Annotated in this window: 21 protein-coding genes; 18 read left to right on the forward strand and 3 right to left on the reverse strand. The window is 48.7% G+C overall.

Annotated elements, in window-relative coordinates; all coding sequences use genetic code 11:
- Positions 1-140: 140 nt before the first annotated feature.
- Entirely contained in the window at positions 141-887 is a 747-nt protein-coding gene (gene map, locus DFP98_RS20655; RefSeq protein WP_116062505.1) for a type I methionyl aminopeptidase, read from the reverse strand.
- A 7-nt stretch (positions 888-894) separates the two neighbouring features.
- Positions 895-1473: a TetR/AcrR family transcriptional regulator gene (locus tag DFP98_RS20660; RefSeq protein ID WP_116062506.1), complete on the reverse strand. Its 579-nt coding sequence runs from the start codon at positions 1471-1473 to the stop codon at positions 895-897.
- Positions 1474-1689: 216 nt separating this feature from the next.
- Between DFP98_RS20660 and DFP98_RS20665 the strand changes: the two genes are divergently transcribed.
- The 9 genes from DFP98_RS20665 (at position 1690) to DFP98_RS20705 (ending at position 10510) form a co-directional block, all read left to right on the forward strand.
- Positions 1690-2493: a hypothetical protein gene (locus DFP98_RS20665; RefSeq protein WP_246016621.1), complete on the forward strand. Its 804-nt coding sequence runs from the start codon at positions 1690-1692 to the stop codon at positions 2491-2493.
- Positions 2494-2508: 15 nt separating this feature from the next.
- Positions 2509-3216, forward strand: coding sequence for a DNA alkylation repair protein (locus DFP98_RS20670; protein ID WP_116062507.1), 708 nt, complete (start codon positions 2509-2511; stop codon positions 3214-3216).
- A 154-nt stretch (positions 3217-3370) separates the two neighbouring features.
- Positions 3371-4030 carry a response regulator transcription factor gene (locus DFP98_RS20675; protein WP_116062508.1) on the forward strand — a complete coding sequence of 220 codons (660 nt, stop codon included), beginning with the start codon at positions 3371-3373 and terminating at the stop codon, positions 4028-4030.
- Positions 4023-5465: a sensor histidine kinase gene (locus tag DFP98_RS20680; protein WP_116062509.1), complete on the forward strand. Its 1443-nt coding sequence runs from the start codon at positions 4023-4025 to the stop codon at positions 5463-5465. Before DFP98_RS20675 ends, DFP98_RS20680 begins: the two co-directional genes overlap by 8 nt.
- Before the next feature lie 149 nt (positions 5466-5614).
- Entirely contained in the window at positions 5615-6487 is an 873-nt protein-coding gene (locus DFP98_RS20685) for a carbohydrate ABC transporter permease (RefSeq protein ID WP_246016622.1), read from the forward strand.
- 78 nt (positions 6488-6565) lie between these two features.
- The gene (locus tag DFP98_RS20690; RefSeq protein WP_425455545.1) at positions 6566-7366 is read left to right on the forward strand and encodes a carbohydrate ABC transporter permease; all 801 of its coding nucleotides are present in this window, start codon (positions 6566-6568) and stop codon (positions 7364-7366) included.
- A gap of 13 nt (positions 7367-7379) precedes the next feature.
- Positions 7380-8552 carry an efflux RND transporter periplasmic adaptor subunit gene (locus DFP98_RS20695; RefSeq protein ID WP_116062512.1) on the forward strand — a complete coding sequence of 391 codons (1173 nt, stop codon included), beginning with the start codon at positions 7380-7382 and terminating at the stop codon, positions 8550-8552.
- A gap of 29 nt (positions 8553-8581) precedes the next feature.
- The gene (locus DFP98_RS20700) at positions 8582-9958 is read left to right on the forward strand and encodes an ABC transporter substrate-binding protein (RefSeq protein WP_116062513.1); all 1377 of its coding nucleotides are present in this window, start codon (positions 8582-8584) and stop codon (positions 9956-9958) included.
- A 24-nt stretch (positions 9959-9982) separates the two neighbouring features.
- On the forward strand, positions 9983-10510 hold the full coding sequence (locus DFP98_RS20705) for an RNA polymerase sigma factor (RefSeq protein ID WP_116062514.1): 528 nt from the start codon (positions 9983-9985) through the stop codon (positions 10508-10510).
- A gap of 138 nt (positions 10511-10648) precedes the next feature.
- On the opposite strand, the gene DFP98_RS39180 is transcribed toward DFP98_RS20705, so the two are convergent.
- On the reverse strand, positions 10649-10816 hold the full coding sequence (locus DFP98_RS39180) for a hypothetical protein (protein ID WP_181917825.1): 168 nt from the start codon (positions 10814-10816) through the stop codon (positions 10649-10651).
- 196 nt (positions 10817-11012) lie between these two features.
- Between DFP98_RS39180 and DFP98_RS20710 the strand changes: the two genes are divergently transcribed.
- The 9 genes from DFP98_RS20710 (at position 11013) to DFP98_RS20750 (ending at position 24608) form a co-directional block, all read left to right on the forward strand.
- Positions 11013-14861 (forward strand): malectin domain-containing carbohydrate-binding protein, encoded by a 3849-nt coding sequence (locus tag DFP98_RS20710; protein WP_116062515.1) that lies wholly within the window; start codon positions 11013-11015, stop codon positions 14859-14861.
- 256 nt (positions 14862-15117) lie between these two features.
- Positions 15118-15966: a VOC family protein gene (locus tag DFP98_RS20715; RefSeq protein WP_116062516.1), complete on the forward strand. Its 849-nt coding sequence runs from the start codon at positions 15118-15120 to the stop codon at positions 15964-15966.
- Positions 15967-16029: 63 nt separating this feature from the next.
- Positions 16030-16623 (forward strand): NADPH-dependent FMN reductase, encoded by a 594-nt coding sequence (locus DFP98_RS20720; protein ID WP_116062517.1) that lies wholly within the window; start codon positions 16030-16032, stop codon positions 16621-16623.
- Positions 16624-16950: 327 nt separating this feature from the next.
- Entirely contained in the window at positions 16951-17523 is a 573-nt protein-coding gene (locus tag DFP98_RS20725; RefSeq protein WP_116062518.1) for a TetR/AcrR family transcriptional regulator, read from the forward strand.
- A gap of 61 nt (positions 17524-17584) precedes the next feature.
- Entirely contained in the window at positions 17585-18964 is a 1380-nt protein-coding gene (locus DFP98_RS20730; RefSeq protein ID WP_116062519.1) for an MFS transporter, read from the forward strand.
- Between the two features lie 163 nt (positions 18965-19127).
- A complete protein-coding gene (locus DFP98_RS20735; RefSeq protein ID WP_116062520.1) occupies positions 19128-19751 on the forward strand; it encodes a 2OG-Fe(II) oxygenase in 624 nt (207 codons plus the stop codon).
- A gap of 223 nt (positions 19752-19974) precedes the next feature.
- On the forward strand, positions 19975-21942 hold the full coding sequence (locus tag DFP98_RS20740) for an ABC transporter substrate-binding protein (RefSeq protein WP_181917826.1): 1968 nt from the start codon (positions 19975-19977) through the stop codon (positions 21940-21942).
- 492 nt (positions 21943-22434) lie between these two features.
- Positions 22435-24075, forward strand: a complete 1641-nt coding sequence (locus DFP98_RS20745; protein ID WP_116062522.1) for a P-loop domain-containing protein — start codon at positions 22435-22437, stop codon at positions 24073-24075.
- 62 nt (positions 24076-24137) lie between these two features.
- On the forward strand, positions 24138-24608 hold the full coding sequence (locus DFP98_RS20750) for a GNAT family N-acetyltransferase (protein ID WP_116062523.1): 471 nt from the start codon (positions 24138-24140) through the stop codon (positions 24606-24608).
- The last annotated feature ends 83 nt before the right edge of the window (positions 24609-24691 follow it).

Raw genomic sequence — 24691 nt, forward strand, 5'->3', positions numbered from 1 at the left:
GGGTCAAGCGTAGCCTGTAGACTGCCTCATACGCTCCTGAAATCACCTATTTACGGGTTTCCCCATTTCCATTTCAGGAGCGTATAGCATCGAAGAGAGGTACAGCCCCTTGGTTGGCTTAAGTGGCAGCCGCTAATCTTCTATTGCGCGGTCAGGATTTGCGGACCTTCAGCCGTGACGGCGATCGTATGCTCGTATTGGGCGGCGAGCTTACGGTCCAGCGTTCGTGCGGTCCAGCCGTCCGAATCGATCGTCATGTGGTAGGTGCCTTCGGTGATCATCGGCTCGATGGTGAACACCATGCCTTCTTTGATGCGGAGACCTTTGCCGGGCTTGCCGACATGCATATAGTTCGGCTCCTCGTGCAGGTTCCGGCCGATGCCGTGCGCGAGAAGATCGCGGACGACGCCAAAGCCGTTCGATTCGGCATGTCGCTGGATCGCGCTCGTCACGTCGCCGAGCCGATTGCCGGGCAGCGCCTGCGCGATGCCGAGGTCGAGGCATTCCTTAGTGACGCGCATCAGCTTCTCGGCCATCGGCGAGATTTTCCCTACTGCATAGCTCCAGGCCGAATCGCCGAGCCAGCCGTCGAGCTCCGCGACCGTGTCGATCGTCACAATATCGCCCTCCTCAAGCGGCTTATCGCTAGGGAAGCCATGCGCGATTACATCGTTGACGGAGGCACAGGTTGCATATCGATAGCCCTTGTAGCCTTTCGTGTAGGGCTTGGCGCCGTGCTTCAAGATAAGGTCCTCGAAGATGCGCTCGATCTCGTTTGTCGTGATTCCCGGTTTGATAAGAGGGGCGATCGTACGGTGGCATTCGGCCACCACTTGGCATGCCTTACGGATGGCTTCGATTTCATGTTTGCTTTTTAAGATGACCATGTTTGTATCAGGACTCCTTTGTAATAGCTTGCATCGCGAGCTTGGCGATTCGATCGGCGTCCAGCTCCGAAGTACTCGCATAGTAATATAGCCCGCAGCAGCCGACCAGCACGGCAAGCAGATGGTCGACGCTGTCGTCTTCGCACTCGGAGATCGATTGGAGCGGAACGTACAGCCGTTCCATAAACCTTCTCTTGGCGGGGCGCCGATCCTTGTCAGGCAGGCCTACATAATGCTCCGCGGCCATTTTGTAGACAAGATATGCGCGGGCGTCCGACTGCCACAGCCGGAGCAGTGCCTTGCAATACGTCAACAGCTGCCTGTCATCCGGGCTGCCGCTGCTTGCCCATTCTGTCAGAGCTTGCTCGCATCGCTCGAAGCCGCTTCCCAACACATCTTCTATTAATAAATGTCTGTTGGGGTAATAGTGGTATACCGTGCCGTAACCGAGCTCGGCCTCCCGGGCGACGTCGCGAATATCAAAGCTTCCGCCTGTGCGGAAGTAGGCGCGCGCGGCGGCGTCCAGAATCTGTTCTCTGCGCTGCAGGCGGATGAGCTCGTTTTGTTCTTTGCTACGGGGGCACATAGGCGCGTGAACCTCCTTGTTTAGACCTGCAAATTTGTCGATATAAACATAGTAACCCATAAAGCATGGATCTGCCAATAGACCAACGCTACTTCCCGACGGATGACCAGTCGAGAGCCAGGAGGAGGAAACTAACGGAGTAGGACCAAATTCTCTTTTATATCCAGTATCAGCAAATGGTAAAATCAGCACATGACATAGCCAGAGAGCGGCATTATGCTTAAGTTTCATCGCGTTTCGACCCTAAATGGAATTACTTGCGCAGCCGATATTTATATTAGACAGGGCGATCCCGCCCTTTATCTGAAGGACATTCAAGAATACGTTAGCCTCTGGCATTCGCCGCATCCTTCGCAAGAGAAGGTTTGGCAGGGAGCAGGCGATAACTTCTATATGCTGACTGGGGAGCATTTGCCGTGGAGAGAACGTACGGTAGCTGAACCGGAGCAAGCTCCGGAAATTGAACCGGCGTCGCCCAAACCCCCAGCATCTGGAAAGCGTCAGCCCAAATGGCGGCAGGAGCTCTACCTATGGGGACTTGGGATACTGTCCGCAGCTCTCTTTTTTGCGGTCTATGTCAGTACCTCCAGCGGTGGCTTGGCGGTACTCGGCTTCCTCGTCCCTTCTCTGTTTATCGTATTGTGGACTAGGATTTCTAAAAAAAGTTCTCGCCATCTGCCGGAGGAGGCCACGACTCAGAAGAGGAGCAGTACTCCCTCGCATGCTGGGCTCAGGATTGAGTATTTCGTTGGACATTCGCCTATAGCGGTGGATGGCTTGGAAACCGGCCCTTCGGACAATCAATCGTTAGCGGATCGTATCCCATGGCTGCAAATCATGCAAGCGAAGGTGCTTTCATCTCATGAGGTTGAGCTCAAGATTTCTTCTCAAAATCCACCAGTCTCTAACGTACAACTTCATTTGAAGCTGGAGGAACAGCCGGCGGCCAAGGATATCGTACTAGCGGTTAATGCGATGGTATTGGCTCATAAAATGTCCAAGGCAGAATTAGGTGTTTAGGAGCGTGAACGATAAATGACCTATGAAGAAGTCATGCAGGCACTGGCCGGCATGGGCAGCGAGCAGACGAAAATGACTTATCTTCGTCATGGTGCGAAAGAACCATTCTTTGGCGTTAAGATCGGAGACATGAAGAAGCTCGTCAAGTATGTGAAAAAAGACCAAGCTCTCGCTCTGCAGTTGTATGATTCGGGCAACTACGATGCGATGTATCTAGCAGGCCTGAGCATTAATCCGAAAACGATCACCAAAAAACAGCTGCAGCAGTGGGTGGCAGGAGCCAATTGGCATGCGCCCGCCGAGTATACGGTAGCGAGAGTGGCTGCGGAAAGTCCTTATGCACGTGAGCTGGCGGTGGAGTGGATTGATTCGCCGGAGGAATTGGTTGCAGTGAGCGGATGGAGCACGTATGCCAATTATGTATCGATTGCGCCAGACGATGCGCTCGATATAGAGGAGATACGCGGTTATTTGACAAGAGCGCGCGATACCATCCACGACGAGCGCAACTGGGTCCGCTATGTTATGAATACTTTCGTTATTTCGACGGGCGCATACGTTGAGCCGTTAACGGAGGAAGCGAAGGCAGTCGCCGAGGCGATCGGTAAAGTAGATGTAGATGTCGGCAATACGGCTTGCATTGTGCCGTTAGCAGCGGAATACATTGGCAAGATCGAGACGATGGGGCGAATCGGCAGCAAGAAAAAGACATGTATTTGTTAACCATGAGCGATTGCTCGTGGTTTTTTTTAGGTTTAATATTCGCGATTTTGAAAAGCCCATTGAACTAAGGAAAGGATAACGTGGACTCCAAAGGTTTAAAATAGCTTGCCAATTGTCGTATGATGGAGCATGACAATTCATTCAGAGGTGTACGATGATAAAAGTTTTAATCATAGAAGATGATTCAGACATCCAGGAGTTAGTTCGGGAGTTTCTAACCGCACAAAACTACACAGTCGATACTTCGAACGATGGATTGGAAGGAATCCAATTATTTCACGAAAACGAATACGATTTGATTCTACTCGACGTCATGCTGCCGAAGTTGGACGGCTACGGAGTTTGTCGAATGATACGGCAGAAGTCTTCGGTACCGATCATCATGTTAACGGCACTTGGGGAGGAGAGGGACGAGATCAAGGGATTTGAACTCGGCATCGACGACTATATCGCAAAGCCGTTTTCGTTTAATCTCTTAATCAAACGGGTGGAAGCCGTGTTAAGAAGGGCAAGCGATAAAGTGGCTTCCGGAGTGATCCGCTTTAAGGAAATCGTGCTGGACAAGGATGGTTTTACGGTCACCGTCGATGATAACTCCATTGATCTGACAGCGAAAGAATTCCGTATCCTTCACTGCTTAATGGAGAACCAAGGGCGTACTGTTTCCAGGGAGGCTTTGTTGAATCGCGGCTGGGGATACGACTATTTTGGAGACGAGCGGATCGTAGACACCCATATCAAGAATTTGCGAAAGAAGTTGGGTATTCCGTATATTCGCACGATAACGGGCATCGGGTATAAAATCGATGATTAAGCTCGGGCGTAGAGGCATCGCCTTTAAAATATCGTTGGTCACTGGCGGATTGCTTATTGTTTGTACCGTTTTTATGTTTACCGTGTTTTATTTTATGCTTCCAAACTTTTATCATCAGTACAAGATCAATTCGCTTAACGCTGCGCTGGACCGTCTGATCGACGATTCGGCGGAACTTACGCTTCAGGAAGCAAAACCCGAATTGAACGATTTTACCCAGAAGCATAACGTGTGGGTGGGAATTCAAGATGAATATAATCGATATGTGTACTTTCCATCCGTCTTTAATCAAGAATCGGAGTCCGAATACGGAGACACTACCGCTGTGCCCATGAGGAGAATCGATATTACGGCGCCGATAGACAATACGTATCCCGTAAACAGACCGATCGTTTTCCAGGACGGAAGCTATAACTTGAACGTGATCGCGTCGCTCCAGCCCATAAACGAAGCCTCTCAAGCGATTCTGCTGTTTGCGCCATATATGATCGTTCTTGTTTTGATCATTTCCGCTTTGGGAGCTATCGCTTATTCCAGGTTTATTACTCGTCCGTTGATTAGCCTCAATCAAGTGGCCAGAAAAATGGCGAGTCTGGAATTCGATGCTGCAGGCGACATCCGCTCAGAAGACGAGCTCGGAGAATTGTCGCGCAACCTGAATCGGCTTTCCCGCAACCTTCAGGAAACGATGTCGCAGCTTAAGGATACCAACGCTCAACTGTCCGTAGAAATCCGAAAAGAGCGGGAGTTGGAAGAGAAGCGTCGAGAATTCATCGCGACGATCTCCCATGAACTGAAGACGCCGATTACGGCGGTTATGGGCCAGATCGAAGGCATGATCCACAAAATCGGGGTATATAAGGATCGCGATAAATATTTGCATCGCTCCTATACCGTCATGCAGGAGATGGAGAAGCTGGTTCACGAGCTGCTGGAGCTTTCCAAGCTCGAAGCAGCCGAATCCAGCCGCCGAAGGGAAAACGTAGATTTATCGGAGGTCGTCAAATTCTGTCTTCATCAGTTGGAATATGCCAGGGTCGAGAAAAAGATCGATACCGTTATCGACATCGAGGAGGGGGTCCAAATCCGGGCAGATGCCAAGCTGCTATCCAAAGCGTTAATGAATGTCATTCAAAACGCAATCCAATATGTCGAGCCCGGCGGTAAAGTTCAAGTACGCTTGGAGCAAATCGAACATTACATCCGATTGTATGTCTTGAATAGCGGAGAGCCTATTCCGGAGGAGCAATTACAACGGATTTTCGACCCCTTCCACCGGGTAGAAAAATCGCGAAACCGACATACCGGAGGAAGCGGACTCGGTTTATACATCGTCAAAAAAGTCCTCGAAGCTCATGCTGCGACCTACTCCGTCTCGAATACGAACCAAGGCGTGTCGTTTGTCATCAGCTTTCCAAGAGAAGATTGCCGTTAATCGGATCTTCTCTTTTTTTTATTTATCGGAAAAGCACACATAAACTCCAAGTTAACTCCACATTAACTCCACATAGCTAAGATAACATGATTTCCAGTGAGCGCTTCGCGGGAACGAATACAAGAGGTTTGAGAGGGGAGGGAAGAGCATTGAGGTTTCAAAAATGGCTGCGCAAGGATTCATCGAGCGCTTTGCTTTTTCTAGGACCGAGTTTCACTGGATTCGCGATCTTCTACGTGATTCCATTCGCGATCGGAATCGGCTATTCGGTGCAGAGCTCCCCGGTCGACGGGTCATTCGCAGGCGCCTCGAATTATCAGGAATTGTTTGCCAGTTCATCGTTTCTCAAAGCAGCCTCGAACACATTTTTGTTTACGGCTATCAGCGTTCCGTTGATGGTTGTTATATCCTTGTTTCTAGCGATGACGTTGAATCGCAGCGTATACGTGCGGAACTGGCTCCGGACGGCTTACGTCATGCCGCTGGTCGTGCCTGTCGCTTCGATTATTCTGATCTGGCAGGTGTTATTCGATTGGAACGGAACGTTGAATGCGATCCTGCACGGCTTGGGAATAGAGCGCGTCGACTGGATGAAAACGGATTGGGCAAGAGGCGTCGTCGTTCTCGTCTATTTGTGGAAAAACATCGGTTACAACATGATCTTGTTTCTGGCCGGGCTGCAAAATATTCCGAACGACTACTATGAGACAGCGGACGTAGAAGGGGCCGGACCTCTTCACAAGCTTATAAGCATTACGCTCGTATATTTAACGCCGACGACTTTTTTCGTCGTGTTGATGTCGATCATCAATTCCTTTAAGGTGTTCCGCGAGACGTATTTGATCGCCGGCGATTATCCGCACGACAGCATCTATATGCTGCAGCATTACATGAACAATATGTTCCTGTCGCTCGACATTCAGAAGCTGACGGCGGCGGCGACGATCATGGCGGCAGCGATTATGGTGATCGTAACGTTGCTGTTAACGATGGAGCGCCGTTTTCGCAGCTTTATGGATTAGGGGGGAGACGTAATGAACGTATCGGAAACAATTATGAAAGGGTTAAGGACGTTAATCCTGGCGTTCGTCGCGATTGCGATGGTGTCCCCGGTCATATTGTCAATAAGCAATTCCTTGACGACCGGCCAGGAAATCGGCATTAACTACGGAGTGATCGGCCAGCTTGATGCCGGTCCGGACGCGTTCGTCAATCTGAAGCTGATTCCGGATAAAGTTTCGCTGGAACAGTATGCCAAGGTGTTGACGGATACGCCGCAATTTTTGTTGATGTTCTGGAATTCCGTCCTGCTGGTTCTTCCGATTATCGCAGGTCAAGTCGTAATCGCGTCGCTTGCCGCATATGCGTTCGCCAAATTACGATTTCGCGGCCGGGACCAACTGTTCCTCGTCTATCTCCTTACGATGTTGATGCCGTTTCAGGTCACGCTCGTTCCGAACTATATCATTGCAGATAAGCTGGGCTTGACGAATAGCCAAGCGGCTATTATTTTGCCGGGAATCTTCGCCGCGTTCGGCGTGTTCCTGATGCGTCAGTTCATGATGCACATCCCCTATGCGTATATCGAGGCGGCGAAAATCGACGGAGCGAGTCAATTTCGCATTTTTCGCACAATCGTTCTGCCTATGGTGAAACCCGCGCTTGCAGCGCTAATCCTTTTATTGTTCGTCGATCATTGGAATATGGTGGAGCAGCCTCTGATCTTTTTGCAAGACGCGGTGAAGCAGCCGTTATCCGTATATTTGTCGCGAATCAACGAGGAAGCGCGCGGTGTGGCGTTTGCCGCATCGGTCGTGTACATGGCGCCGATGGTGCTGCTGTTCCTCTATGCCGAACCTTATTTTATCGAAGGCGTTCAATTATCGGGCGTAAAAGGGTAGGGAGGTCAATAAAGTGGAGTCGTTCATTAACTTGAAAACCGATCGCAGGCGCAAAAAAACAATCGCGATAATATTCGGAGTATTTCTTGGCACTTTGCTGCTGCTCACATTTTTTAGCAATACGATCATGTCCTTGACGCTGCCTAAGGTGATTACGGAAAAACCGAGGAAGGGGAAACTGGAGACTAGCCTATCCGGGAACGGTCTTCTCGCACCGCAGCAAGAAATGGAATTAGCGAACGATTTCGGTCTAAAAGTCCGAAAACTGCTGGTCAAAGAAGGAGATTCGGTCAGGAAAGGCCAGGCACTCGCCCAATACGATAACAAAGATGCGGAGAGGCAGCTGCTGGATGAACGGGCACGCCTGCAGCAGCTGCGCATGGCGATGGAAAAAGGGAAAGAAGATTTTATCGCGGCCCAGCGGAACGGAGACGATTCGGGAGTGCGAGAGGCCAAGCGGAGCTTGGAGGGTCAGAAACTAGACATCGGCATCCAGGAGCGTAAAATTCAAGGCTTGGAAGAAAAGCTTTCCCAGCAACGAGAGTTGAGGGCTCCATTCGACGGAATCGTCGCGGAAGTGTTGATTTCCGAGGATCAGCCGCCGTCTTTGGGGCAACCGATGTTCCGGATCGTGAATGCGGGCAAAGGATATAAGCTGGAAATTCCTCTGACGAATAGGTTAGTCACGCTATTCAAGGCAGGAGATACGGTTCCGCTCGTCATCGAGACAGAGGAAAACAAGAAGTTGAATGTCAAAGGGCGCGTGATGAAGGTCGAAAGCCGTGAATCGTACGGAAAGGGAAATAACGCGATATCCGCCGGGGGGCAAGGCGATGCGGGCGCTGACGCCGAGGCTGCGAAGAGCATATTAGTCCTTGCGGTTCAAGGCGAGGGGATTCAAGGCGGACAGACGGCAAGCTTGTCTTACACCAAGTCATCCGCCAAAGAAATGCTGCTCCTGCCAAACAAAGCGATCAAGGAAGATGCCGACGGGAAATACGTATTGACGGTTGAAGAGAACAAGGGAGCGCTCGGAAATACATTTACCGTCCGTAAATCCTATTTTCATGCGGCAGATGCCAACGAGCTAGAGACGGCCGTCGAGAGAGGCCTTGCTCCGGACGTTCGGATCGTAACCGAGAGCAGCGAACCGTTACAAGAAAACAACCGGGTGAGATTGGAATAAATCCAGGAGAACTAAAGGGAGAGATTCGAATGAAGAAGAGGAAAATTGAGCGAGTGGGCCTTACGGTATTAAGCGGAATGTTGGCGGCGTCATTAGCGGCATGCAGCAGCGGAAATTCTACTGGTGCCGAGAAAGTTGATAAAAGCGAGAACGGCAAGAAGGTAATAACGATATCCGTTCTGAAGGCAGACGGGTTTCTGAAGGCAGCGGAGCAAGCGTATGAACAAGCACATGCCGATATCGACGTCCAAATCAAGGAATATGCGGCTGTTCCGGAATCCGGTAACGGAGGGATGAGTCTTGCCATGGATCCTGCCGATGTGGAGAAGTACGTAAACACAGTCGGCACTGAAGTGTTATCCGGTAAAGGGGCGGACATTATCTCGCTCTCTGAGCTGCCTTATGACAAGTATGTGAAAAAAGAGGCATTGGTCGATCTGTCTGAGCTTATGGCCAAGGACGATTCCTTCGACAACAATTCCTACTACGGCAACATTATGGATGCACTCAAGAAGGATGACGGGCTCTATGTGATCCCGCTTGAGTTCTCGCTTAGCATGATGATTGGGGATCAGACGGCAATTCAAAAAGCTGGCAAAGTCGACATCGACGATTCGAACTGGACATGGGCGGAGTTTACGGAGATAGCCAGCCAGTTGGTCAAGGATGACGATGGCGACGGAAAACCCGATAAATATGCGATCACCAGCTTCGATCCGCAATCTTTTCTGGTCAACTTGTTAAAGGATCAATATAGCAAATACGTGGATTCCGCGAATAGGAAATCCGACTTCGATTCCAAGGCATTCCGCGGGCTGCTTGAGCAGGTCAAGAGCATGTACGACGCGGGTATCATATCTGCGGAAAACGCAACATGGGGCGAACAGTTCTTCAGTCCATGGATGGCAAATTCGCCGGAGGATCTGGTTCTCTATTCGAAAGCGGCCTACGGAGAAGGCGGCAAAGTATACCGTAAACCGGGTAAAAGCAAAGGCATCGCTTTTACCGCAAGGAATCTGCTCGGCATTAATGCAAATTCGAAAATGCAGCAAGAAGCATGGAATTTCATGAGGTTTCTGTTGTCGGAGGAAATGCAGACCTCGCCGGAGTTCAAAGGTTTTCCTATGAATAAAGGCGTAGCCGAGAAAGCGTTGGATCTCGTTCAGGAGAACATTAAAGAAGCCAAAACGCAATTGATCAACGGCTACGTCCCCGATCCGCTTTCGGATGAACAATTGCAGGATTTAAAGGAGCTGGTCGGTAAGGCGGATACGTTCGCTCAAATGGATTCCAAAGTCGTCATGATCGTCATTGAGGAAGCGACCTCTTATTTTGCGGGGCAAAAATCGGCGGAAGAAATCGGAAAGTTGATTCAGAATCGAGTAACGACTTATCTCAATGAATAAGGGACGAGGTGACAAAGTATTTGAATGAATAACGGAAGAGAGCCTAAAGGGCGATCGCAAGAAGAGAACTTCTACGTTCTTTATAATGCCTATAACAAGTCTATCTATTATTCCGCTTTCTCCATTACGAAAGAACATTACTTGGCACAAGACGTAGTCCAAGAAACTTTCTTGAAAGCTTATCGTCTTCTAGACGACTTGATCATTTATCAAAATAAAGAAGGTTGGTTAAAAAGAACAGCTAGGAATATCGCGATAGACCTATACCGGAGACGACGGCGAGAAATTCCGGACAGCAACGCGGCAGTGGACGCAGGCGCGATCGAACCAGAAATAATAAAGCAGTATATCGAAAAGGAATTCATCGGCGAACTGCTCTCCCAGTTGAACCCTTTGCAACGACAGACTTTAACGCTGGTTTATGAATACGGCTATTCGCACGAACAAATCGCATGCCTGCAGCAAACGACGGTCAGCGCTGTGAAATCCGTAATCCACCGAACGAAGAGGAAATTGCGCCACACATCCCTTCAGGTGGGAGAACCTAACTGACGTAATTCTTTAATAACGCTAAGTTGTGCGGGGAAAAGAACAATGATAATTGTCGAAGTACAATAAGCGAATCATCGGGAGGAACGCCGGTTAGCGGCGTTTTTTCTTGCAATACCAAGGTTTATTCCAACAACAGGCTCAGTGCGTTTTCCTGAAAATTTTTTTAATTGGAGAAAATATTTTTACTATTATTTTGTCAAAGAAATCGCTTAAATATTTTTGGACTAGAAAACCTACCACAGCAAAGAATAGTGAAATAACTATTATAAACGCAAATAGTTTCAGTCCTGTTTCTATAGCTTCCATTTGATAGAACGCCTCCTTCACTTTACCATTATATACTCAACCCCAGGTTTTAACATGGGGCTTCTTTTTGTTTTTGATGAGGGTAAGCGTTTTCATTGAAAATTGACAGATTGGTGTAGAATCCTGAATGTCGCTTGGAGGAAGGCTCGCCTAAAATGATTACAGTAATCCATCCGCAAATTATGAGGAGGATAAAATGATGAGATTTCGCGCTTTGATTCGCTCGCTAGTCGTTTTCCTGTTGTTGGCTTCGGTATTTAGCGTATTTCCAGCGCCATCGTCTTCTGTAAAAGCACAGGAAGTTTCCAAAATGGTTGTATTCGATTTGGACGAGTATAGTTCTGCGACGAATCGGGCGGATTGGTACGACTTAACCCTGTTTGTCGGTACCCTGCAAGGGATTGTTAACCAAGCCGGACCTAAGCTCTATATTCGCGACTATCAGCATGGCGTGCCGATCATGGGGATCACGAATGCAGAGATGGCCTCGATCGGGGATTACTGGTTTGAGAAGTTCCGTCAGCCCGGACAATGGTTAAGCGAGATGACTGTGATTGAGATCTCAAGTGTCGACGAATTGATTGCCGAGTTCGCTTCGGAACTGTCCGGCATCGTCGTCTGGGATCCGCGGATTGAATCCACAGTTAACGTCGCGACAACCATCGCCGGCATTGAACGGGCTCCGATCGTTATGGCTGGCGGAAGCCTGTATCATAAGATGACTTCGGCGCCTTACAATATGCCCGTCGTCATCGATTTGAACGGGCAATTTACCGGGGCAAACTCGAAAACCGACGCCTATATGTGGGCCAAAGCCACCTATCTGGATACGGGACGCGCTAACGCAGGCGTATTATCGTATGTGGAAGACGGCTTCATCCGGCATCCGGGAACGGGCGGGGCGCAAAACTACGCCATTGCCCGGGATTACGCGGTAAAGAATAAAGGGTTTGTATTCGACTTGTCCCCTTGGGGAACCGGGAAGCCGAACGATGCGCTTAACGAGACGCTCGGCCGAGACAAGGCAACTCTGGAAGCGATCCTGCAGTCGGCATACAACAATTACGGCGTCGAATGGCCGATCGAAGTTTTCGGCTTTTTCCCATGGTGGGGCAAATACAGCGATCTCCATGGAGAGGCCCATGACCCGGTGGCGGGAGAGTGGGAGATGATCAAACTGTTCTCTCAATACAATGCGCATCTGTCCAGCATCATGGATACGATCGGGTATTCCAATGCATCGTTTCATTCCTGGGCGCCGATCGGCATCGGCCTTTCCGGAGCCAAGGAAGCGCCGGCAAGGCCAACTCTCGCAAACAAGACGTATATCTTGTATTATATGGGCGACCATGACGGCGGAACGATTCATCAACTCATGCCGATGATGTGGGAGGACAAGCGGCGCGGTTCCATTCCGCTCGCTTGGGGCATCGTGCCGAACATGATGCGGGATTACCCGGATGTCGCCCAATATTTGTACGACACAGCTACGCCTAACGATTATTTTGTGGCCGGAGCGTCCGGAGCGGGTTATTTGGACCCGGGACTGGTACCGAATCTGGAGAAGTGGACACAGTGGAACGAATTGCTATTCGGGCGAACGGGGTATACGATGAACGGATTCCTGCTTAACGGTTCCGCCGGTGCGATCAGCAATACCGTAGAACAAGCATACGCCCGTTTCAGCGGCGACGGCTTGGCCGGCTATCCGGACAGTATCGCAGGGACGACTCCCGCCGTGCGGAACGGCAATATGATTGTCGTCGAGAATACGTTAGGAACGACCAGCAACTATAATGTAGACGCTGCGGCCAATCAAATCGTAGCCGCGGCAGCATCTATGCCGAATATCGGAAATCAGCCGAATTTCATCCATGTTCGATCTTCTTTCGCCTTTCCCAGATTCATTGAGGCGGTCCATAAGCGAATTCAGGAGCTGCAATCGGGCTACAACTTTGAAGCGATCGATCCATTTTCGTACTTCTCCCTGGCGCGGCAGAGCGTGAGCCTTCAGGCGGACGACGGTATCGTGCTGGCTGTTGACACGCCAAAAAAGATGGTAGCGGGACAGACATACGACGTGGAGATAAGGGTTCGCAATATCGGCAGCAATACCTGGTCGCCGGAAGGATTCTATCGCCTTTCCGATACCGCGAACAATCATTTTATCTGGTCGAACTTGAACGGCGGATACTCGCTGGGTCTGGGCAACCAACGGGTATTTCTTTCCCCCGGCGACAGCATAGCTCCTCAAGCGACGACAACGTTTAAGTTTTCCGTAAAGGCGCCTTCAACGGCCGGTACCTATACGTTGGCTCACCGGCTGGTGAGGGATGGCGTCGCATTTCTAGGGGCGGAGTTTGCGCAACCAATTGAGGTTGTGAATGCAACAGGCAACCAGGCGATCATCACTTCGGTGAGCGTTCCGGACGTGATGACGGAGGGGACGACGGAGACGGTGGCCGTTACCGTCAAGAACGTCGGAAACACAACCTGGACGAGAGCCAATAGCTACCGACTCGGCACCTTCAGAGAAGGCCTCCCCCATAAATATTGGATGGCCAACCGAGTAGACTGGACGAACTTCGAAAACGGCGGAGCAAGCGGCTTAGACTCTACTTATCGAGCCTATCTCTCCGATACCGATTCAATTGCCCCCGGCCAGAGCAAGACGTTCAATTTCAGCGTTCAAGCGCCTTCAAAGCGGGGCAGCTTTGTGTTCTCCGGCCGCATGGTGCGGGATGGCGTTGAGTACTTCGGTCCTGCCTTCGAGAAAGAGATTCAGGTCGTTCCGTCCGGTAGATCGGGCTTCGCCTTCACGCTCATTGGCTCAACCGTGCCCCAATATATGAAGGCTGGGGCCAAGCAACTCGTATCGATCAGCTTGAAAAACACAGGGACGCAAGCCTGGACAGCCGGCGCGAATTATCGATTGGGAGCCGCATCGGGCAACCAGTTCGAATTTAGCGATTTCCAGAATGGCGGCAGCAGCGCCGGGATCGCCAACCAACGCGCTTATTTACGTGCCGGGGATGCGATCGCCGAGGAGAAAGCCACGACCTTCACCTTTGCGTTGAACGCACCGTCCGCGCCAGGAACCTACACGGTTGCGGTTGATATGGTTCATGACGGCGTCGCCTGGGCCGGACATCCGCTCACATTCCAGATTCAAGTCGCCGATACGGATGACTCAAGTATCCTCAGTCACAACGTCCCCAATACTATGAATGCGGGCGTGGGTTATTCAATCCGGGTCGAAGCGTTGAACGAAGGTGTAAACGAGTGGAAGAAGTCCTCGTTATATCGACTGGCGACGCTGACGAACAACGATTTTAAGATTGTGAATTCAAGAGACGGCGGAGAGGGCACAGCTGCGAACAACCAGCGGGTATACTTAAACGGGGAAGATGTCATGGGTATCGGCCAGCGCAAGCAATTCGATTTTACGATCGTCGCGCCGTCGACGCCCGGCAGCTACATGTTGGAGTTGCGCATGGTGCATGACGGAGTCGCCTTCTTCGGCGATACGTTGACAATACCGATTACGGTTACGACGGGGTATTCGCAGCGCGTCAACGTTGGCGGAGGAGCCTATACCGATTCGAACGGCAACGCATGGTCAGCGGATGCTGCCTATTCTTCGAGCACTGGTTGGGGGTATGTCGGCACGACAACCACCGACAGCACGACGGCTGCGATCGTATCCAGGGATTCAAGCTCGGCACTGGACGTCCAAACGTTTAAGACAGCCCGCAAAGGATCTGAATTTGCTTATCGATTTGACGTCGCCAACGGCAAATATCGCGTGACTCTCGGTTTTGCGGAGCTGGTCAAAACAGCACAAGACCAAAGGCTGTTCAGAGTGGAAGCGGAGGGGCAGCATTTGATCTCGGGATACGACATGTTCAAAATTCTTCGCGGCCGCTTCTTCAGTTTCCCTTATTCATTTGAGGTAGCTGTGACGGACGGACAATTGAATTTGAACTTCGCGGGTCAAGTCGATCAAGCGTCGGTAAATGCGATCTGGGTGGAACGTATACAGTAACGAATGGCTAAAACAGCCGACCCTCAGGTACCCGTGGGTCGGCTTTTTCTGTGTTGGGGCAGAAATTTACGGGGGGGACACTTTGTATTGAATGTTTAATTACTTTTTTATCGTAACTATCTTGACTAGTTGCTATTCTGTGTTGTAGAATTACTTACATAAAGTAACTAACTATTTAATATACAGTTACTTCGCGAAAATTCGCTCTAGACCAGCTGATTTTCGCTTCAAATAACAAAATTAGCGGAGGTGACAAATGAACTTCCATCGCAAGCCTTACACGTACATCGGTCAAGTCAATCTCAAAGTAACGGATCTGAACCGTTCTCTGGAATTTTACCAACAGATCATCGGTTTCCAGGTACTCAATCAGACCGAGAAATCCGCAGAGTTAACCGCCGACGGAAGGACCGTCCTGTTAACGATCGAGCAGCCGGATGGCGTTGTAGCCAAACAAGGAAGAACAACCGGACTGTATCATTTCGCCTTGCTTCTTCCTTCGCGCTCCGATCTGGCGCAGTTTGTCGTGCATCTTTCCGAACGGAACATCCCGATCGGTTCGGCCGATCATCTGGTCAGCGAGGCGCTGTACTTGTCGGACCCGGACGGGAACGGGATTGAAGTCTATCGGGATCGCGATCCTTCGGAGTGGACATGGAATAACGACGAGGTAGCGATGTCTACGGACCCATTGGATTTCCGAGGTCTGCTTGCGGGCGTAAGAGAGCGGACCTGGAACGGTCTGCCGTCCGATACCGTCATGGGTCATATCCATTTGCACGTTTCCGATTTGAACCAAGTCAAACCATTCTATCTTGAGGGACTAGGGTTTGAGCTAATTTTACGCTTCGGCGGGCAAGCGCTGTTTATTGCCAACGGCAAGTACCATCACCATATCGGTCTTAATACATGGAACGGGGTTGGCGCGCCCCAACCGTCTGAAAACAGCGTCGGCCTTAAAGCGTATACCGTCGTCTATCCGAACGTCGAGGCTCGGGCGCAAGCCGTTGCGAATTTACAACGGATCGGTGCCTCCGTATCGGAAGAGGGAGAAGAGTTCCTGACTGCCGACCCGTCGGGAAATCGCATTCGCTTAGTGATTTAACCAAGGTAAGGGATTCGGAAAGAAACAAGCAAATCAGGGCAACATAATAGGTGGTGCGAGAACATGGGATTGTGGGATAAATTATTCGGAAAAACAACCAGGGAGGGTCATGGAATGACTAAGCTTAATATCGGAATTATTTTAGGAAGCACGCGCGAAGGGCGCGTAAGTCCGCAAGTAGGGGAATGGGTAAAGGGGATCGCCGATAAACGCGGGGATGCGAATTACGAGATTGTGGATATCGCCGATTATAAATTACCGTTCTTAGGCACAACCGATGGTACGGAACCGGGGATTGCAGCCTGGAATGGGAAGCTTGCAAGCTTGGACGGCTTCGTATTTATCGTGCAAGAATACAATCACAGCATTACGGGCGCATTAAAGAACGCGCTCGACTTCGCCCGGGATGCATGGAACAACAAATCGGCGGGAATCGTAAGTTACGGATCGACGGGCGGAGCTCGCGCGGCCGAACATCTGCGAGGAATTATGGGCGAATTAATGATTGCGGACGTTCGCGTGCATCCGACACTCTCCTTGTTTACGGACTTCGAGAACGGCACAGTGTTCAAACCGAATGATCTGCACCTTAACAACGTTAATGCGATGCTTGATCAAGTCATCTCCTGGGGCGGCGCTCTGAAAACATTGAGATAAAAGTCATGAAATAAAGGGCTGTCCCTTAAGCCAATCGCTGAAAGGATCAACCCACAAAGTAAGGGGTATGTATCTCCTGTAGATTGCCTCATACGCTCCCGAAATTACTCTGTAACGGGTTTACCCATTCAGATTTCGGGAGCGTATCGCATCGAAAGGAGGTACATACCTCTTTAAACTTTAGTATGGATCATCTTGGAGAGCAACTTGAAGCGTTTATGGGACGGTCTCTTTCTCAAGCCTTGTATTTCCCGTCCTTGACATGGTCACAAAAGTGAAATAGACTAATGATGCAAGTAAGTACTTGCATTAAGGCGGGGTGGAATAATGAGCAACAATCAAAGCACCGGCGACAAAATCCTGCTAGCGGCAATCGATCTCATGGCTGACAAGGGATACGATTCTACAACGACCAAGGAAATCGCTAGCGCGGCCGGCGTAAATGAAGTCACGTTATTTCGCCATTTCGGCACGAAACAGAAGATCCTTCAGGCCGCGGTTAGCCGCTACCATTATGCCGAAGAGATGACGAAGCTTTTTAACGGAACGCTGAAGGGGGAGCTGCATTCAGACCTCCTCACGATCAGTAGAACGTATCACAAGATCATGAATCGAAACCGAAAATTATTGTTAATCGTTCAGAAGGGAGGAAGCAATCTTCCTGAGGAAGTCTATGAGGAGGCCGGGCGCCACCCGCAACAGCTGAAAAATCTGTTAACGAAATATTTGATCGACATGTCGGATCAACATAAGGTGTTGAAGACGTCGAATCCCGAAATGCAGGCTTTATCTTTCATGTGGATGAATCGCGGCGCATTCAACGGCAACCTAAACGAAGAAAGATTGAACGAGTTTATCGAGGAAAGCGTACGGTTATTCGCTAGGGCTTTAACTCCCTAGTTTTTTATTCCCCACAATGCAAGTATGTACTTGCATACATCATTAAAAGAGGTGTCTAAACATGAATTCCGATTCGCGTCAGCAAAAAGGCCCGGTATTAATGCGTCTAATGATGTTTACGGTTATGGTCTCGTCGATGAGCGCTCTTATGTTTAACGTTGTGCTTCCGCAAATAAGCGAGGAATTTCACCTTAATCTTGCCGAGGCAAGTTGGCTGTCCTCGGCCTATACGTTAATCTATGCATTCGGAACCGTGGTTTACGGGAAGCTGGCGGACAGATTCCAACTGAAGAGTCTTCTGACGTTCGGTCTATCGCTGTTTGCGGCGGGGTCGCTCATTGGACTCGTTTCTCACAGCTTTTGGATGGCTCTCCTCGGAAGGTGTTTGCAATCCGCGGGAGCCTCGGCTGTTCCGGCCATTGCGCTGATTATCCCTATACGGTATTTTGCGCCGGAGAAGAGAGGTTCGGCCTTAAGCATGACAGCCGTGGGGCTTGCGCTTGGAGGCGCTCTTGCGCCCGTCATATCCGCGATTGTCGTCAGCTTTGCGAACTGGAGGTGGCTATTCCTGCCCTCTCTGTTGATTCTGCTGCTGCTTCCGTTTTATAGAAAATATCTGGAATATGAAACGAAGGAAGCTCCTCGTAAATTCGATTGGCTGGGCGGAAGCCTGCTTGCCGTTACCTTATCGCTTCTTTTACTCGGGGTCACCAACCGAAACTGGATGATCGCGGTTGTCGGATTAGCGGCATTAATCCTCTTCATCGTGCGCATACGAACGGCTAAAGAAGCTTTTATCCAACCGCGATTGTTCCATAACAAGCAGTATGCCGTCGGACTGGCGCTGGCTTTTCTCATCAGCGGCATAGGAATATCTTTATTTTTCTTAACTCCGATTCTGCTTTCCGAAGTTTATCGTCTGGATGTCAAATGGATCGGATTCGCCATGGTTCCCGCGGCGGTAGCCTCCTCGATTCTGGGAAGAAAAGGCGGGAAGCTGGCGGATCTGAAAGGAAATGCATTTCTGTTCTCTGTAGCTTCCGGATCTTTAATCGTTTGTTTTGCTTTATTGTCCGTCTTTACGGGGATTTCTCCGTTATGGATTTCGCTTTTTCTTGTCTTCGGCAATGTGGGCCAATCCTTCATCCAGGTCGCCATGTCCAATTCGATATCGCGATCGTTGCCGAAGGACCAGATTGGCGTAGGCATGGGGCTGTTCTCGATGGCCGGCTTCATTGCCCAAGGAATGGCTGCAGGCGTCTACGGCATGATAGTGGCGCAGGGTTCGTCTTTCCAATGGAATCCGCTTCATGTCGATCCGGGCAGCGATCATCTATTCAGCAACATTTATCTCGTTCTTGCTGCCCTGCACATAGGAATCTTCTGGTTCTACCGCTTGAAATTCCGTGCAAAGATTTCAAGCGTTGCGATAGAACAATGAATTTGTAACCGATATGAACGGCGAATTTGCGATGGAGGAGAGCTGTATAGTGCAAATAGTATAAAGATTATGTAGAAAATTACATTCATTAATGGAAGCTATTTTTTTATTCTATAGGTATTTAGTGGAAAATGTCCGTATTCGAATTGTGGGGGCCGACTCTATGATTTCGGAAATTTCTATTGTACCTATTCAATCATCTTATAGCCTCGACAATCGCATCATTACCGCTGCAGTTCTGAACGAAGAACCTTTGGTTATGAAATTCGACCAAGTATTGAGCGATGACGAATGCCAAGCCTTAATCGAATCGGCTTCGTCTCGTTTGACGAGATCGAAATTAGCAAACAAAGAAGTCAGCCAAATACGCACGAGCAGCAGCATGTTTTTTGACGCAAACGAAAGTCCGTTCATTGTTGCGATTGAAAACCGTATTTCGAGTTTGATGCATGTCCCTCGTTCTCACAGTGAAGGATTACAAATCCTGCATTACGAGCCCGGGCAAGAATTTAAGCCGCATCACGACTATTTCGGACCCCATCATCCCTCTAGTCGCAACAATCGAATAAGCACGTTGATCATGTACTTGAACGATGTGGAAGAGGGAGGGGAAACCACTTTTCCTCGCTTAGGGATTGCTGTTACACCGACAAAAGGCTCCGCCTTATACTTCGAATACTTCTATGACGATCCCCGAATCAATGAACTAACGCTGCATAGCGGCGAACCCGTTATCCAAGGCGTTAAATGGGTAGCTACGCAATGGATGCACAGGCAACCTATATAGACTCTACGCATGAATAGGTCGACCAGAGAAATTCTGGTTGGCCTATTTTTATACACTGCGCTCTGCGCTTTTAAAACGCTGATCGGACATCCGTACAGTTGACTGATATTTGGATTACCTTTTATTCTGATAATATAGATCACCGCTCGTTGGTAGTTTACAACGGAACAAGGCTTTACTCTAGATGATCTGTAACCTCAACATAAGAAGTGGAGATGCTGTCATGATGCTGCGCCTGGACGAGCACATCCGACTGTGGGACATGGCCCGTATCCGGCATATTGAAGTTCGTAAGATTACCCTGAAACCCGGAGAGCGCGATTCATTCACCTTCCGATCAGGCAGTTTCCTCTGCATAAGTAAAGGCAATGCCTTGATTATATTGAATCGGCGCACCTATTCGGCGAATAACCTGCAAATTTTCCATGTGCCGAATAAAAGCTATTGCGAAGTGAACGCAGGGGTAGAAGGAGTGGAGTACAATATCGTGGACTACGAGGCCGACCTGGGGGAGTCTCTATCCCACGATCTGTTATCCTTGCTGGACAAATGGAATCCTTTCGATTCGGTCTACTATGCGGTTCCTTATCAACCGGTGATTCTCTATGATCTTCTCGCGAATATGCTTGAATTAAGCAAGCTCCCGCAACAAGCGGTATCCTTGCAGCTAAAAGGAGTTTTCTACCAATGGCTGTCTCAGGTCATCGAGCAATATCATTCCGGGCCTCCGTCGTCCCTAACGGCAAGTCCGGCCGACTTGGTCACAATGACTCTGGAGTATATGCTTAAGCATTATTCCGAGCCTCATACGCTGGATACGCTGGCGCTTGCGGTTAATAGAAGCCCCGGCTATCTGTCGAACTGTTTCAAACAGGTCCTCAATCGCGGTCCGATCGATTGTCTCATTCGCTTGCGAATTAACAAGGCATGCGCGTTACTCGCCGAGACCAAGCTTCCGCTGCGTACGATCGCAGCTGCGATTGGATATCAGGATACTTATTACTTCAGCAATGCCTTTAAAAAACACAAGGGGATATCCCCGCAGCGTTATCGCAAGCTCCTCGAAGAGGAGGATGTTACATTATCTGCAGGGAGAAATTCCATTGTTGCCCCCGAGCAGTCGTGCTATATTCCTATTTGTGATAATGAGAATCATTGTCAATATAGGAATGGAGGGTCTACAAACATGTTCAAACATTCAATGAAGGTACCGACCAGCCTGTTGCTGGCTTTTGGTCTGCTTCTTGGAGGTTGCAGCACCAACGCCGTTAACGATGCCACACCCAGCGCTTCTCTAAGCGCATCCCCGTCCCAGCCGGTTCCAGAAGCGACCGGTTCTGCGAGCAGCGATACTTCCAGTCAATCAAGTACGCGGCTTGTCGCAACGCCGTCGGGAGAGCTTGAGGTTCCGACCGATCCCCAGCGAGTCGTTACCGATTTCTATCTGGGCTATTTGTTGGCATTGAATGTCAAGCCTGTGGGAACCAATCGTATGTTTTTGGAAAATCCTTATTTGGAGGATCAAGTAGCGGGCATCGTTGACATATCCGATAACTTGGAGGCGATCGTGGCACTCAATCCCGATCTTATTGTGACAGGGGATGCCAACAAATATGAAGCCTATTCCAAGATCGCCCCTACCTTCTTCCTTGAAAATAACTCCAATGTCCGCGAACAAGTGGAAAAATTGGGCGAGGTTCTAGGCAAACAGTCGGAAGCTTCGGCCTGGCTGTCGATGTTCGAGGAGAAGCTGGCTCGAGCGAAGGAAAGAGTGGGGGCCCACATCAAAGAAGGGGAGACGGTCACTGTATTTGACGGAGGCATCCTCAAGGAAATCACGCTTTACGGTAGCGCCTATACCGGCAAAACCATTCACGGAGAACTGGGTATGCCGATGAATGAGAATGTCATACAGAACATTGATCCGAAGGTGGGCTGGCTGAGCGTTTCCAGCGAAGTGGTGGACAAGTATGCCGGAGACCATATTTTCATGGCGGTGAATGCCAAGACCGAGACGTTCGATTATGCCAACGACTCAATCTGGGGAACATTGCCTGCAGTCAAAAACAATGAATTATACGAGATCGACGGGTATCGCTTCTATTTCTCCGATCCAATCTCAGTAATGGGACAAATCGAGGATATTGCCGACATGATGGACGAGCGGGCGCAGGCAAATGCCGCGCGATGATAGTTAGATTGACAATAGGGGAACGGTAGAAGTCAGAGGCTTTGAGTTCATTATAATTAATCTTTCCCTTTATTGTGAGTCAACTCTATGTTATGATTCTGTTGCTCTAAAAATTAATCGTAACGAGGTGAGGACAATGAAAACAAAAACAAAATATACGTCCTATCCTCATATTGCTTTTTAGTTGTTTTTTACGGATACATTAGGCTCTGAGGGGAGGATTCACCCTCAGGGCTTTTATATTTAGGCAGAAGAAACGTTTAGGTTTTCTTGCCGGTCTATGACAGCCACTTATGGAGTGGCTGTTATTTTTTTATTAGGGGGGTGATCCGGTGATCCGCTTCGGCGTTGCTTGTTCCAAAAGATAAGGGGCCTCTTTCTTCGGTACCGTTTCCCGTTGTTCCCCGCTTTCCAAATACGAAAGGATGATGCTTTATTAAAAGGCTCGCTCAATATTTTCGCTCCTTACAAGCCGGACAGTCATCTTACAATATGATTTATGAAGGTTCTTACTATGATGAAGGGGGGACGATAAGTGATCCAACCTATTGGCATAATGATGTTGCCTATTACATTGAACGGACACATAAACTCACACTCGATATCCCCTGTATCACCATAAAAATACCTTTTGACCGTCTCGGCTTAGATGAAAATAGGGATCAGGTTGTTCTTTCAGATTTTGCCTTAAGAGAATGGGTTAGTCATATTGAGGCATTAAATGAATTGATTTATAACCGGTCGCGTTCAAGTAAAGAAAACGGTGCTTTTTATTGTTTTCGTCCAACCAACGTGGTGTTGCAACGTAATGCAGCCTTTGTCGAGGTCATCTCGGAAAAATGGTATCTATGCCTAATGATTACAGTTCAACTTCCCTATAAGAATAATGATAAAGCTATGCGCATGCTCTGCAAAATGCTTCCAAAAGAAGTGGAGGAGTTGATAGTCAACTTTGATCTTGGCAAATTAAATGCTGCCTATGAGTTGGCTAAAAAACAAAATAGGATACGCGAATGGCTGAAATCCAGTAATTATTGTGCGTTTATTGCGAATGGCAGCATTTTTCCAAGAAATACAAACAACAACGGACCACTCGAAGGTGCCTTTCCTTTTGCATCCCCGGAAGATGTTGAAGTTGAAATTTGCGGATTGCGAGGGATGGGAATCAAACAGGGCGTAACGGTCATCACGGGCGGTGGTTACTCGGGTAAAAGCACCTTGTTGGATGCGCTAAATTCGGGAATTTACAATCACTGCATAGGCGACGGACGAGAATTTGTAATTACGGATCAAAGTGCAATGGAAATATCCGCAGAGGAAGGCCGGTCCATAAAAAACATCAATATTACCCCATTCATAAAATGGATACCCCATAGTTCGACTGAATCGTTTTCGACGGACTACGCCTCAGGTTCCACATCTCAAGCCGCAAATATAATGGAGGCAATCAACTACGGGTGTAAGCTTCTTCTTATTGATGAAGACAGAAGTGCGACGAATTTCATGATTCAAGACATCAAAATGCGTTCTTTGATCAAGCATGAGCCCATTACACCTTTTACGGAGCGTGTCAGGGAGCTTTATGAGGCTGTTGGCGTATCTTCCGTTCTTGTTATTGGAGGTAGCGGTGAATTTTTGTCGGTTGCCGATCAAATCATTCTGATGGACAATTTTGTGCCACAAAACGTAACCCAGGAAGCAAAAAAATTATGTGAACACGACGAACCGCGCGAACGTATTCCCTTTGCAAAATGGGAGATAGAGAGAAAAATAACCACCGATCACTTTTCGAGCTATCCGAGCGGCAGTGGAAGAGAAAAGCTGAAAGTTTCAACCATGGGGTACATCCTGATTGGTGATGAACAAATTGATATCAGAGGGCTTTATAATATGACATCACCCGCCCAGCTTGCAGCTATTGCCTTTTTAATTCGCAAAATCGCCATAAGCAATCAGGATCGCCTCATCGTTCTTCATGAAAAAATCAAAAAAGGTCTCGAAGATATGGAGAGAGAAGGAGTGGATATGGTATTTTCCTCCTCTTTTCTCGGTTTCGAAAGATGGCTTGAATTACCAAGAATTAATGAAGTATTATCTGTCATAAACCGAATGAAGCATTTGAATTTTATTTAGCGTGAGCAGTCTGAACGCCTCTAAAGGCCAAGAATTTATTAGACGTTTAAGGGAGATAGAAAATGAATGTTTATTTGGCAGAAGTGACGCCCGGTAATTTCGATCAGATTATTAATTTGAAATCCAGTATTGAACAAGAGCAAATGATTCAAATTTTTGAAAGATGGGTGGGGTCGAATGCTTTCTTCCTTGCTGTTTGTCAAGTTTACAAATTCACTCCAAAGGCAATATATGACTCTGAGACCTTAATCGGTTTTACTTGTCATGGATATAATCCAGAAACCGAACGCTTTCAATTAATAAGTATTATGCTTGGTCATCAGTATCAAGGCAAAGGTTATGGAACAGCAAGCCTTAAATTAGTTGTTGAAGATATGAAAAAACAATATGATTGCAAGGAAATCTATCTCACAGTCATTCATGATAACCATCCTGCAATTAAAGCATATGAAAAAATAGGATTTTTTCCAACGGGAGAAATTGAAAAAGCTTTTCATGAAGAACATGTATTTAAATTAATTTTAGAAGAATAGAGGAATCACGATAAGTAGAATAGGACTGGTCTATCGCGCAGTCTCGTATTCAAGTAAATGCGCTTCTGGGGGTACTTCGCTTT

This window comes from Cohnella phaseoli (assembly GCF_003386235.1).
Lineage (GTDB): Bacteria > Bacillota > Bacilli > Paenibacillales > Paenibacillaceae > Cohnella > Cohnella phaseoli.

What these genes read in the sequence shown, in the direction of transcription:
- map (WP_116062505.1), bottom strand. Translation starts at nt 887, where the DNA reads ATGGTCATCTTAAAAAGCAAACATGAAATCGAAGCCATCCGTAAGGCA.
- DFP98_RS20660 (WP_116062506.1), bottom strand. Translation starts at nt 1,473, where the DNA reads ATGTGCCCCCGTAGCAAAGAACAAAACGAGCTCATCCGCCTGCAGCGC.
- DFP98_RS20665 (WP_246016621.1), top strand. Translation starts at nt 1,690, where the DNA reads ATGCTTAAGTTTCATCGCGTTTCGACCCTAAATGGAATTACTTGCGCA.
- DFP98_RS20670 (WP_116062507.1), top strand. Translation starts at nt 2,509, where the DNA reads ATGACCTATGAAGAAGTCATGCAGGCACTGGCCGGCATGGGCAGCGAG.
- DFP98_RS20675 (WP_116062508.1), top strand. Translation starts at nt 3,371, where the DNA reads ATGATAAAAGTTTTAATCATAGAAGATGATTCAGACATCCAGGAGTTA.
- DFP98_RS20680 (WP_116062509.1), top strand. Translation starts at nt 4,023, where the DNA reads ATGATTAAGCTCGGGCGTAGAGGCATCGCCTTTAAAATATCGTTGGTC.
- DFP98_RS20690 (WP_425455545.1), top strand. Translation starts at nt 6,566, where the DNA reads ATGGTGTCCCCGGTCATATTGTCAATAAGCAATTCCTTGACGACCGGC.
- DFP98_RS20700 (WP_116062513.1), top strand. Translation starts at nt 8,582, where the DNA reads ATGAAGAAGAGGAAAATTGAGCGAGTGGGCCTTACGGTATTAAGCGGA.
- DFP98_RS20705 (WP_116062514.1), top strand. Translation starts at nt 9,983, where the DNA reads ATGAATAACGGAAGAGAGCCTAAAGGGCGATCGCAAGAAGAGAACTTC.
- DFP98_RS39180 (WP_181917825.1), bottom strand. Translation starts at nt 10,816, where the DNA reads ATGGAAGCTATAGAAACAGGACTGAAACTATTTGCGTTTATAATAGTT.
- DFP98_RS20710 (WP_116062515.1), top strand. Translation starts at nt 11,013, where the DNA reads ATGATGAGATTTCGCGCTTTGATTCGCTCGCTAGTCGTTTTCCTGTTG.
- DFP98_RS20715 (WP_116062516.1), top strand. Translation starts at nt 15,118, where the DNA reads ATGAACTTCCATCGCAAGCCTTACACGTACATCGGTCAAGTCAATCTC.
- DFP98_RS20720 (WP_116062517.1), top strand. Translation starts at nt 16,030, where the DNA reads ATGGGATTGTGGGATAAATTATTCGGAAAAACAACCAGGGAGGGTCAT.
- DFP98_RS20725 (WP_116062518.1), top strand. Translation starts at nt 16,951, where the DNA reads ATGAGCAACAATCAAAGCACCGGCGACAAAATCCTGCTAGCGGCAATC.
- DFP98_RS20730 (WP_116062519.1), top strand. Translation starts at nt 17,585, where the DNA reads ATGAATTCCGATTCGCGTCAGCAAAAAGGCCCGGTATTAATGCGTCTA.
- DFP98_RS20735 (WP_116062520.1), top strand. Translation starts at nt 19,128, where the DNA reads ATGATTTCGGAAATTTCTATTGTACCTATTCAATCATCTTATAGCCTC.
- DFP98_RS20740 (WP_181917826.1), top strand. Translation starts at nt 19,975, where the DNA reads ATGATGCTGCGCCTGGACGAGCACATCCGACTGTGGGACATGGCCCGT.
- DFP98_RS20745 (WP_116062522.1), top strand. Translation starts at nt 22,435, where the DNA reads ATGATTTATGAAGGTTCTTACTATGATGAAGGGGGGACGATAAGTGAT.
- DFP98_RS20750 (WP_116062523.1), top strand. Translation starts at nt 24,138, where the DNA reads ATGAATGTTTATTTGGCAGAAGTGACGCCCGGTAATTTCGATCAGATT.